2 protein-coding genes are annotated in these 1,967 nt (G+C 36.8%); both read left to right on the plus strand.

The window, feature by feature from the left end:
* Nucleotides 1–178 precede the first annotated feature (178 nt).
* The gene (locus DS885_RS02560; protein ID WP_113817843.1) at nucleotides 179–721 is read left to right on the plus strand and encodes a heparan-alpha-glucosaminide N-acetyltransferase domain-containing protein; all 543 of its coding nucleotides are present in this window, start codon (nucleotides 179–181) and stop codon (nucleotides 719–721) included.
* Between the two features lie 356 nt (nucleotides 722–1,077).
* Nucleotides 1,078–1,967: solute:sodium symporter family transporter (locus tag DS885_RS02565; RefSeq protein ID WP_113817844.1), on the plus strand; the 890-nt coding region annotated here is incomplete at its 3' end.

Genomic DNA, 1,967 nt, shown 5'->3' on the forward strand with positions numbered 1-1,967 from the left:
TTAACGCTAATGCTAACTTAATTAAAATAAACAAAGTTTGATCTTGCTTATTATACGAGTTCCGCTCCTATTATAAAAGAATGATACAAATAAGCATAAAATAGCGATTATCTAGCAGGTATTTTTTAACTAAGCCTTGTAACCTTTCATATTATTAATAATAGGTTAGGAGATAAGAGTGGATATTTTAAAAGCATCAACAGATTGGGCAAAAGCAGAAGTTTTCTCCTCTTTGTTTTTTATTATGTTTGGCGTGAGCTTTTTATTGGCGACGCTGGGTTTTTATCAACTGGGTAAAACAGAGATAGCCAAGGCTTATATTATTCCTACTTTAATTGCCGGAAGCCTAGTATTAATTATTGGTTTGGGATTATTTTACGCCAATAAAACCAGAATCAATGAGTTTGAGACAGCTTATAAAGCGAGCCCATCTGCTTTTCTTCAGTCTGAAATCACACGAGCTGAAAACACGTTAAATGAATATCAAACTATTGTTTTTAAAGCTATCCCTGTCATTATTATTGCCTGTGCATTAGGCATCACATTTTTTAATACACCTATTTGGCGAACGAGTATGATCACTATTATTGCTATGATGGCGGTTATTTTACTGGTAGATGGAACGGCACATGCGCGTATTGACAATTACCATAAACAGTTAGTATTAGAAGCCAATGCTGAGCAAGCACTGTTTCATAAACCACAGTCTCAACAACCATAGTAATGACTAACAATAAGTTACCATATCTACTTACCTTCTTTAACTACAGCGAATGCCATATCAATAGACCGTTAATATGGTTATTGCATTTTTATAAATATTGCAATCTCTCTCTTCAAAAACAGGTGTTGTCATAAACCAAGTGAGTCGTCTACATTTATTAATGTTTAGGAAATCATTTTTACGTTACCTAGATCTCGCTATCCAATAAAACAAAGTGAGCTAGTTCTCGTTATTGTCTGTATAAGGAAAATGTAAACGTTAACACTGATAATATCCTTTGTATGTTTTGGCAAACATAGTTGTGCCAAAAGTAACACTGATAATTGGTTAACCTTAATAATTGGAGAGATATTATGTCAATAACGATTCTTTTGTCATTCTTCTTCTTTACTGGCTTTGTTGTTTTATATACTTGGGCTCGTGTAAAGAATGAAAAAAATGATTCTAAAGATGGTTACTTCCTGGGTGGGCGTAGCTTAACTGGTGGTCTTATCGCAAGCTCACTTATTCTTACTAATCTTTCTGCTACTAGTTTTGTTGGCATGAGTGCGCTCTCCTATAAAGGGAATATGTCGGTGATGGGCTATGAAGTAGCCTCAGGTATCACGCTGGTTATCATCGCTCTGTTTTTAGTTCCACGCTATTTAAAGCAGGGGATCACCACCATTCCTGACTTCTTAGAGTCCCGTTATGACCTATCGGTAAAGCAGTTTGTAACGGTATTATTCCTACTCAGTTATATTATTAACCTTTTACCTAATACGCTTTACGCAGGTGCGATGGTGATTGGCGGTATCTTTGATGTTGAAGCCATGTTAGGCATTGATAGATTCCAATCGGTATTATTAATCTCTTCTATTATTGGTTTCCTAGGCTTGTTCTACGCTATTTATGGCGGTTTAAAAGCGGTAGTGATTGCAGATACACTCAATGGTGTTGGCCTGATCGTTGGTGGATTAATGATCCCTATCTTTGGCCTTATTGTGCTTGGAGACGGTAGTTTTGTAGATGGTTTCACGGTTATCTCAACTAACGCGGCTGAAAAACTGCAAGCGGTGGGGGCATCGGATGATCCTAACGTTCCTTTTTCAACTATGTTCACTGGTTTGTTATTAGTTAACTTATATTACTGGGGGACAGACCAAGCAATTATTCAACGTGCGCTGGGCGCTAAAAACCTAAAAGAGGGACAAAAAGGGGTAATTTTAGCAGGGGCGATTAAAGTGATTACGCCGCTATTCTT

It is taken from the genome of Psychromonas sp. B3M02, from assembly GCF_003318165.1.
GTDB lineage: Bacteria > Pseudomonadota > Gammaproteobacteria > Enterobacterales > Psychromonadaceae > Psychromonas.